This window comes from Candidatus Syntrophosphaera sp. (assembly GCA_019429425.1).
Lineage (GTDB): Bacteria > Cloacimonadota > Cloacimonadia > Cloacimonadales > Cloacimonadaceae > Syntrophosphaera.
This window is the reverse complement of the sequence record JAHYIU010000090.1, coordinates 1-9,754: the sequence shown is the minus strand read 5'-3', so window position 1 is coordinate 9,754 and position 9,754 is coordinate 1. Positions and strand designations below refer to the sequence as shown.

The 9,754-nt window shown below is 56.8% G+C and carries 7 protein-coding genes and 1 tRNA gene; 6 read left to right on the top strand and 2 right to left on the bottom strand.

Annotation, left to right across the window (positions count from 1 at the left end; genetic code table 11):
• On the top strand, window positions 1–434 hold a 434-nt coding region (locus K0B87_08435; GenBank protein ID MBW6514766.1), incomplete at its 5' end, for a hypothetical protein.
• A 68-nt stretch (window positions 435–502) separates the two neighbouring features.
• Here the strand turns inward: K0B87_08435 and K0B87_08430 are convergent.
• Together K0B87_08430 and K0B87_08425 are read right to left on the bottom strand one after the other, a co-directional pair.
• Window positions 503–578: transfer RNA gene (locus K0B87_08430), tRNA-Ala, on the bottom strand.
• Between the two features lie 82 nt (window positions 579–660).
• A complete protein-coding gene (locus K0B87_08425) occupies window positions 661–3,309 on the bottom strand; it encodes a valine--tRNA ligase (protein ID MBW6514765.1) in 2,649 nt (882 codons plus the stop codon).
• Window positions 3,310–3,504: 195 nt separating this feature from the next.
• Here K0B87_08425 and phnE point away from each other — a divergent pair, with 195 nt between their 5' ends.
• The 5 genes from phnE to K0B87_08400 all read left to right on the top strand — a co-directional run.
• The gene (phnE, locus tag K0B87_08420; GenBank protein MBW6514764.1) at window positions 3,505–4,479 is read left to right on the top strand and encodes a phosphonate ABC transporter, permease protein PhnE; all 975 of its coding nucleotides are present in this window, start codon (window positions 3,505–3,507) and stop codon (window positions 4,477–4,479) included.
• A 9-nt stretch (window positions 4,480–4,488) separates the two neighbouring features.
• Window positions 4,489–5,796, top strand: a complete 1,308-nt coding sequence (locus K0B87_08415) for a thymidine phosphorylase (GenBank protein ID MBW6514763.1) — start codon at window positions 4,489–4,491, stop codon at window positions 5,794–5,796.
• Window positions 5,797–5,871: 75 nt separating this feature from the next.
• The gene (locus K0B87_08410) at window positions 5,872–6,501 is read left to right on the top strand and encodes a hypothetical protein (GenBank protein MBW6514762.1); all 630 of its coding nucleotides are present in this window, start codon (window positions 5,872–5,874) and stop codon (window positions 6,499–6,501) included.
• A gap of 16 nt (window positions 6,502–6,517) precedes the next feature.
• The gene (locus tag K0B87_08405; GenBank protein ID MBW6514761.1) at window positions 6,518–9,337 is read left to right on the top strand and encodes an insulinase family protein; all 2,820 of its coding nucleotides are present in this window, start codon (window positions 6,518–6,520) and stop codon (window positions 9,335–9,337) included.
• A gap of 137 nt (window positions 9,338–9,474) precedes the next feature.
• A partial coding sequence (locus tag K0B87_08400) for a hypothetical protein (protein ID MBW6514760.1) occupies window positions 9,475–9,754 on the top strand: 280 nt, incomplete at its 3' end.

Sequence of the window (9,754 nt, the reverse complement as noted above, 5' to 3'; positions counted from 1 at the left end):
CAGGCAGGCTGGGCCTGATGTTTTACGATGATTTCACCTGGGGGGCCAACGCCATCGATCCGCCTTACCACCCGGTCTGCGACGGCGGCCAGGTGATGTTCGCGGAACTGCAGATCTCGTTTCAGGTGGCCAACGACGATCCCAACCAACCCCCGGCGGCGAATCTGCTCCTGCAGAACCACCCCAATCCCTTCAACCCGGAAACCAGGATCGGCTTCGAGCTTTCCGCCCGCGCCCCGGCACGGCTGGCCATCTACGACCTGAAAGGCAGGCTGGTGAAGGTTTTGGCGGAAGGGGAATTCGGCCTGGGCGCGCATGGGATCGTCTGGGACGGCACAGACAGCGACGGGAAAGCCGTTTCCAGCGGGGTGTATCTCTATTGCCTGGAATCAGGCGGGCGCCGCGAGATCAGGAGGATGGCGCTGCTCAAATAGCTTTACCGGGGAAAAAAAGAACCGCGGCCAATCCAGCCTCCGGGCTTGGAAGGACCACGGTCAAGCTTTGGTGGAGCTAAGGGGACTCGAACCCCTGGCCTGAACATTGCGAACGTTCCGCTCTCCCAACTGAGCTATAGCCCCACTCCATGTGTGAGTTTAGAGTTAAAAGTTAAGAGTTAAAAGTTAAGCCTGAGCAGCAGCCTTGACATGCTGCTCAACATGGTTACCTCAAATCCTTAAGCAGGTCTTTTGTCAAGGACAGTTTTGTGCTCACGTCCGTGAAGCGCTGGCGCTCGTTTTCCACGACCTCGGCTTTGGCGTTGGAGAGGAAGTTCTGGTTGTTCAGCTTGGCCTGGATCCCGGCCAGTTCTCTTTCCAGCTTGGCGATCTGTTTGCCCAGGCGGGCCTGTTCGGCCTCGAGATCGATCAGGCCTTTGAGGGGCAGGAAGATCTCGATATTGCGCACCACGGCGGCGATGGAGGCCGGGGGCTTGGCCAGATTCCGGGCAACTTCCAGGTTGTCCGCCTTGGCGAGTTTGCCAAAGTAGGAGGCGTAGCGGGCAAAGAGTTCTTTCTGGCGGTCTTCGGCAATGCGGATAAAGAGGTTGATCCTCGCGCCGGGATTGAGGTTGACCTGTTTGCGCAGGTTGCGCGCGGCGGAGATGGCCTCCTGCATGAAGGCCATGTCGTCGGCGATATCCGGATCGATTAAAGTCTCGTCGCAGGCGGGGAAAGCGGCCACGATCAGGGCCTCCTCGGGCTGGGGGAAGACGCTTTTGATGGTTTGCCAGACCTCTTCGGTGATGAAGGGCATGATCGGATGGAGCAGGCGCATGGCGGATTGCATCACATCCAGAAGGATGTACAGCGCGGTCCCGCGGGACTGCGGATCCCCGGAAGTGAGGCGGTCCTTGGAGAGTTCGATGTACCAGGAGCAAAATTCATCCCAGATGAACTGGAACACGCACTGCGCCGCGTCGTTGAGCTGGAGGTTGGCATAGTGGCGGCCTGCTTCGCGGGCGGTCTCGTTCAAGCGGGAATAGATCCAACGGTCGGCCAGTTCAAGCTTCAGATCCTCTCTGGCGGGAAGTTTCTCGCCCTCTTCGAGGTTCATCATGATGAAGCGGAAGGCGTTCCAGATCTTGTTGGCAAAATTGCGCCCGGTTTCCAGGATAGCATCTGAATAGATAACGTCGGCGCCCTTGGGGGTGCCAAAGACCATGGAAAAGCGCAGGGCGTCGGCCCCCACCTTGGCGATGATGTCGATGGGATCGGGCGAATTGCCCAGGGATTTGCTCATCTTGCGGCCCAGTTCGTCGCGCACGGTCCCGTGGAGCAAAACGGTGTCGAAGGGTATCTTATCCTTGAAATGGAGGGTGCTCATGATCATCCGGGCCACCCAGAGATAGATGATCTCCGGGGCCGTGATCAGCACCTGGGTGGGCAAAAAGCGCTTCTGGTCCTCAGTGTCGTCCGGCCAGCCCAGGGTGGAAAAAGGCCACAGCCAGGATGAGAACCAGGTGTCCAAAACGTCTTCGTCCTGATGGAAAGAGCTTCCCTGGCAGGCGGGGCATTGGGACGGAGTATCCTTGGCCACCACCATCCTGCCGCAGTCATCGCAATAATAGGCCGGGATGCGATGTCCCCACCAGATCTGGCGGCTGATGCACCAATCGCGGATGTTGTTCATCCAGTGCATGTAGACCTTGGTCCAGCGTTCAGGCTGGAAGCGCACTTCGCCGGATTCCACCACCTCGATGGCGCGCCCGGCCAGGGGCTTCATCTTCACGAACCACTGGTCCGAAAGATAGGGCTCGATCACGGTGTCGCAGCGATAGCAATGCCCCACGGCATGATCGTGCTTTTCGATCTTTTCCAGGAGATGTTGGTCTGTCAGCATCTGGACGATCTTGGCGCGGCAGGCGTAGCGCTCCATGCCCTCGAAATCGGCTCCGGCGGCGGCGTTCATGATGCCGTGTTCGTCCATCACCAGCAGTTGGGGCAGATCGTGGCGGCGGCCGATCTCAAAGTCGTTGGGGTCGTGGGCTGGGGTCACTTTCACGCAGCCAGTGCCGAATTCGAGGTCCACATATTCGTCTGCGATGACGGGGATCTTCCTTCCAGTGAGGGGCAGGGCGACCTCTTTGCCGATGATGTGTTTAAAGCGTTCGTCCTTGGGATTCACGGCCACGGCGGTGTCGCCCAGCATGGTTTCCGGGCGCGTGGTGGCCACGATCAGATGTCCGCTCCCATCGGCAAAGGGATAGCGGATGTACCAGAGGCTTCCGGATTCATCGGCGTGTTCCACCTCATCGTTGGCCAGGGCGGTCACGCAGCGCGGGCACCAGTTGATGATGTATTTGCCCTTGTAGATCAGGCCGTCTTCATACAGGCTGATGAAGACCTCTTTAACGGCGCGGGAAAGCATCTCGTCCATGGTGAAGCGCAGGCGGTCCCAATCGCAGGAAGCGCCCAGCAGCTTGAGCTGGTCGATGATGGTGTCGCCTTTATCCCGCTTCCATTGCCAGATCAGCTCAACCAGTTTTTCCCGCCCGATGTCGTGGCGGCTCAGCCCGTCCTTGGCCAGGCTCTTTTCCACCATGTTCTGGGTGGCGATGCCGGCATGGTCAACGCCCGGCAGCCAGAGGGTCGGCTCCCCCAGCATCCTGTGGTAGCGGACCACCACGTCCTGCAGGGTGTTGTTCAGCACGTGTCCGACATGCAGGATGCCCGTCACGTTGGGCGGCGGGATCAGGATGGTGAAGGGCTTTTTGCCCTCATCGCCAGCGGGGCGGAAGTAGCCCCGGCTTTCCCAAAAGTCGTACCATTTTTGCTCTATTTGCTTTGCTGCGTAGGTTTTACTGATTTCCATGATCTTTCCTTGTTCCATTCCCGAAAACGGGGTTGGATGTAAAATTTGCCTGAAAACAACCTAAAAATTGATAGGGGGGATGAGTGTCAAGGAAATAAAGGTTGAAGATCCGGCAAAGCCTTTATCAGATTTGTTTTGGGGACTGCGGAGCAAAAAGTGCTTGACGATTATCGGCAGACGAAGAGCTTACCGTTTATGAAGTACATCAAAGCGTGCGCGATCGAATACCTGCTCTGGCTCTATATCTGGGGCAGCCTGGCCTGGCTGGGGTTCAGGCTCTATGAGATGAAGTTTCCGGGTTGGTTCATCTGGGGTCTGCCTCTGCTCACGGCGCTGGGTTTGGGCGCTGTGAAGCACAGCCTCGGCGCTCGGATCGCCGATCCAGCCAACAAGGATACAGGAGAGTTTTGGAAGCGCGAGATCCTGGTCGCGGTGCTGCTCAGCTTTGTGGTAGGTTGGGTGATCGTGGAGGTGAAGCCGCTGGCTTTTCTTACCCAGGCGGGCAACGCCCAGAACATCCTGAAGGGTATCTTCAATCCCAATCTGAAGCAGTTGACGCCGATGCTCGCCGCCTTGATGGAGACGATCTACCTGGCCCTGCTGGCCACGGTCTTCGCCATCCCCTTCGCCTTCCTGCTCAGCTTCTTCGCGGCCAAAAACCTGATGTACTCCACTTTGCCGGGCCGGATCGCCTATGTGGCCATCCGCACCATATCCACGCTCTTCAGGTCGATCGAGGCCATCGTCTGGGCGATCATCTTTTGCGTCTGGGTGGGGATCGGGCCTTTCGCCGGCATGCTGGCGCTCTGGATCCATTCCATCGCCGCCCTGATCAAGCTTTACTCCGAACAGATCGAGAACGTCGATCCGGGGCCTCTGGAAGCAATCCGCGCCACCGGTGCCTCCACGCTCCAGGTCTGGCGCTACGCAGTCACGCCGCAGATCCTGGCGCCCTATCTGGCTTTCACCATCTACCGCTGGGACATCAACGTGCGCATGGCCACGATCGTGGGCTTTGTGGGCGGCGGCGGGATCGGACTGGCCTTGAACCAGCAACAGCAGATGCTGGCCTGGCGCAATGTGGGCCTGATCATGTGGCTGATCGCGATCGTCGTCTGGGTGATGGATATGTTCAGCGGCTATATCCGCGAAAAACTTGTGGTTAACTAAAGGAATCCGATGCAAACCTACAATCCCGTGGAACTAATCCTGGCCAAGCGCAACGGTTCAGCGCTCGCGCCAGAGCAGATATCTTTCTTCATCAAAGGCTTTCTGGATGGCAGCATCCCGGAATACCAGATGAGCGCCCTGCTCATGGCCATCTATTTCCAAGGAATGGAGGTCGCCGAGATCGCCGCCCTCACCCAGAATTACATCGACAGCGGCAAAACCCTCTCCTTTGGAGATAACATGCTGGTGGCGGACAAACACTCCACCGGCGGCGTGGGCGACAAGATCAGCCTGATGCTGGCTCCCATCGCGGCTTCGCTGGGCCTTGCCATTCCGATGATCTCCGGACGCGGTCTGGGCCACACCGGCGGCACCCTGGACAAGCTGGAATCCATTCCCGGATTCCGGGTTTCCTATGGTCCGGACGAGTTCAAAGCCCTGGTGGAGAAGCATGGCTGCGCGCTGGTGGGGCAATCCGACGATCTGGTGCCGGCCGACAGGAAGATCTATTCGCTGCGGGATGTGACGGCCACGGTGGAAAGCCCGGGGCTGATCACAGCCAGCATCATGAGCAAAAAGATCGCCGAGGGGGCCAGGCATCTGGTGATCGACCTCAAGATCGGCAGCGGGGCCTTCATGCCAGATCTGGACAAAGCTCGCGAGTTGGCCAGTCTGCTTGTTTCCACCGGCGAGAAATTCGGCCAGAAGGTGAAGGTGGTGTTTTCCAACATGAATTCACCCCTGGGACTGGCCGTGGGCAACGGGCTGGAGATGATCGAGGCGATCGAATACCTGAAAGGAAATCCGCTGAAAGACACCGGCATCCTCACCACGGAACTGGTCTCGCAACTTCTGCTGAGCAGCGGTTTGGCCACTTCCGAGGATGAGTCCCTAACCCTGATCGATTGGGCCGTGAAAAGCGGCCAGGCCCTCCAAAAGCTGGAGGAGATCATCATTGCCCAGGGCGGGGATCCGCATGTTTTTGAAGATTACAGCCTGCTGGGCACAACGGAACACAAGGTCCCGATCCTGGCCAGGGGAAGCGGCCATGTGCAAAAGATCGATTCCCGCGCCATCGGCTATGCCCTGGTGCGGATCAAAGCAGGCCGGATGAAGGTTTCAGACACCCTGGATTATGGCGCCGGAGCCCTGCTCATTCCCAAGATCGGGGATAAGCTCGAACCAGGCGAACCCATCGGCGAGGTCCATGCCAATGATCTGGAAAAGGCAAGGCAGGTGGCGGAACTGATCAGGTCGGCCTACACCCTGGTTCCTGAACCTGTCGATAAAGAGGACCTGATCTTCGAGATCATCTGATCCCGGCTTGGGGCAGATTATCCTTGACAGGCTTTCCCAACATATTTACCCTGACCTTAGTAAGTGAGGAACAAGATGAGAAAAGTTATCATTACCCTGACAGTCCTGGCAGTTCTGCTGCTCCTGGCGGCCTGTGAATCCGGCGGCAAGTTCCGCGTTGTGAACAGGACCTCCTTTCCGCTCTACGCGACGATCGGAGCTCAGGACGAAGTAACCATTCCCGGCGGAGAGGAACACACCTGGGAGATCTCCACGGATAAACAGCACATCTTCAATCCGGGCGTGGAAAAGGTGGTCCCGGTAAGTATCATCGGCGAAACTTATCACACCTATGACGAGGGCGAGGAATCCTACACGGATTCCACCACCGTGACCATCAAGGTGGGCCAGACCCTGAGCGCCTATATCAGCCCCAACCGGGCCAGCTTCAAGGTTGTGAACAACAGCAGCCAGGGGGTTCAGAGAGTCCTACTCTACAAGCACAATTTCGTGGCGGCCTCTTTCGTGGAGGACCTGGGTAGTTTAACTCCGGGCGAGATGAAATTCCTGAGAGTGGATTATGCCACGGCCAATAACAACTTTTACTACTACGCGACGGTCGAGATGGCTGACAACACGGTTCTCACGTATGGAGGGGACACCACCATCCTGGAGAAGGACCAGCAATTCCTGATCACCCTCACCGACCCTGAAGAAATTCTTTGATGGAGAAAAAGGTAAAATGAAGATCAAACCGATCATCCTGAGCGCGCTGCTACTGTGTGTACTTATCACCGCCCTTTCCGCTCTCCCGCCCGAATTGCGTGGACTGCCTCTGCAGCAGGATCCCGCGATACTTTCCGGGCAACTTCCCAACGGGCTGAGCTATTACATCATGCGCAATCCCAAACCGGCTGACATCGCCGAACTGCGGCTCTACGTGGACGTGGGCTCCGTAAACGAGGACGACGACCAGCGCGGATTGGCCCATTTTACGGAACACATGGCCTTCAACGGCACCAAAAACTTCGCCAAAGCCGAGGTCGTGGAATATCTGTCCTCGATCGGCATGGGCTATCAAAACGGCCTGAACGCCATGACAGGTTACGATGCCACTTTTTATACGCTCAAGATCCCCACCAATGATGAAACCAAGCTGCGCCAGGGGCTGCTGATTCTTTCAGACATGGCGCATCAGCTCAGCTTCGATCCGGCCGAGATCGAACGCGAAAGGGGAGTCATCATCGAGGAGTGGAGAATGGGGCAGGGGGCCTCGACCCGCATCCGGGACGCCCAAAACGCGGTCATGCTGGCTGGCTCACGTTACGCGGAACGCTCACCCATCGGCACCCATGAAGTGATCAGCGGCTTTGAACATGACACCATCAAGCGCTTTTACCGGGATTGGTATCGCCCGGATCTGCAAAGCGTGGTGATCGTCGGGGATTTTGAGCCCGAAGCCATGCTAACGCTGGTTCAGGAGTATTTCGGTTCCATTCCTGCGGAGGAGAATCCCCGCAACCGGGAAGACTTCACGGTCCCGGACAACCTTGAACCCCAGGCGGTGGTGGCCACGGACAGGGAATTTCCCTACAACACGCTCAACGTGATGTGGAAACAGGATGTCAAACGCTTGCAAACACTGGGTGATTTCCGTCAGAGCGTGATCCAAACCCTGTTCTATACCATGTTGAACTCCAGGCTGGATGAACACAGCAAGAGCTCAGAACCGCCCTTTTCCTTCGCCTTCGGGTATGAATCTCCCGTTCTGCGCACAATGTCCGCGGCATCGGTAATGGCCGTGTTCACCAACGGCAAGGCAGAGGAAGCTTTGAGCACCATCCTCACGGAAACGGAGCGGGTCCAACGATACGGATTCCTGGCGACGGAATTCGAGCGCGCCAAGATCGATCTGCTGCGGGCGGCGGAAAAGGGCTTGGCGGAAAAAGATACCCGTGAATCGAGGGATATGGCCTGGTCAATCATCGACGCGATTGCCAACCGGAATGTCTATCTGGGCCCGGACCAGGAATTTCAGCTTCTGAGCCTCCTGCTGGAGGACGTCGGACTGGAAGATGTAAACGCCATTGTCACCCAGCTCATTCCGGAAAAGAACATGTTCATTTCGATCGGAGCGCCACAGCAGGAGGGCCTGAACTATCCTTCCGAAGAACGTATGCTGGAGATCGCCCGCACCGTGAACACACTCGAGATCGAGCCCTATGAGGACAAAGCTCTTGACGAGCCGATCATGGCCAGCATTCCCGCACCCAGGCCGGTCACAAAGGAAAGCCTTGATCCCCAAACCGGGATCCGATTCTGGACCCTGGCCAACGGAGTGAAAGTATACAGCAAGAAGACCGATTTCAAGAATGACGAGGTCCTGTTGGCAGCTGTGAGCCCCGGCGGCTATTCCCAATATAAAAAGGAGGAAATCGCGGCAGCCAATCTGGTATCGGGTTACGTCGGGGAGTCCGGATTTGGCAATTTCGATGCCACCACTCTGGACAAAGCATTGGTGGGCAAGGTGGCGAATGCTTCTTTGAACCTGAGCCTGAAAACCGAGGGATTCAGCGGTTCCTGCTCACCCCGGGATCTGGAACTGATGTTCCAACTGGTCCATCAATACGGCACAAATCCCCGCTTTGTCCCAGAAGATTTCCGCTCCTATGTCCAACGGACCAAAAACATGATCCAGAACCAGGACCTTGATCCCATGATGGTTTTCTTCCGGAGAATGTCCAGCGAAAGGTACAACGATCATCCTTACATGAAGAGCCTGGCCGATTTTAACTTGGATGAGGTGGAGCTTGCCTCCGTGGAAAGGATCTTCCGGGATCGATTCGCGGATTTCTCCGATTTCAGTTTCGTGATCGTGGGTAATTTTGACGAGGACCTGCTGAAAGAATACTGCCAGGTTTATCTGGCCAACCTGCCTGCCAGCGGACGCAGGGAAAAAGCCAGGGATGTGGGGATCGGCACCTCCGCCGGTCAAAAGGAGCTGCGTTTCCGCAAAGGCTCGAGTGATCGCAGTTTCGTGGCCCACATCAGCGACGGGAAATACTCCTACAGCCTGGAGAACGAAGTCCAATTAAGCGCTCTCGAATATGTGCTGAACGAAAAACTGCGGGAAAACATCCGCGAGGAACTGAGCGGAGTGTACTTCATCCAGGCATCTCTGCAGAGCACGGAATTGCCGAAGCAAAGCTACTCTCTGATGACCGTGATGGCCTGCTCCCCGGCTCGCGTGGATGAACTCAATGCCGCCATCTTTGCCACCCTGGACAGCATCAGAACTGGAGATCTGCCTGAAAAATATGCCATCTCAGCCCGGGCGACCCTGGAGCAACGGCATTCTGAGAACATCCGCTCGAACCGTTACTGGCTGGGCCAGATCCAAAACAACCTGCGGCTGGGGCGTCCCTTGACGGGATTCCTGGATAAGCCGGAGTATTTTGAGCGGATCGATCGGGATATCCTGGTCAAGACGGCGAAGAAATACATCAGATTCGACAAAAACAAGCTGAGTGTGATCATGCTGCCGGAGGTCGCTGAGGATTAAGCCGTTCCGGCACTGTAAACAAGATCATTGCATAAAACATTAGACGGGGCCTGGATCGGGAGGTTCAGGCCCCATCCGTTTTAGCACGAAAGCTGCCTCCGGAGTTAATGCTCCCGCCGGCAGCGGAGGAGGTTTTGATGAAGACATTGAAGATCATGGCTCCGCTGGCGGCCTTGTTTTTCCTGGCTGTTTCCGTCCAGGCTCAAACCAGCGTGACCATCGGCAGCGGCAACCAGACGGCCAGGATCCCGGTCGACATGTGGTGGAACACCAGCCTGTTCCAGACCCTGTTATACAAATTCCATGTTGACAAATCATATATAGTGATTATCTTGTCTCCAAAATCTAAATACTGGAGGCGAGATGCCACGACCAAAAGACCAATCGTTGCAGGAAGTATTCCTGAAAGCGGAGCAG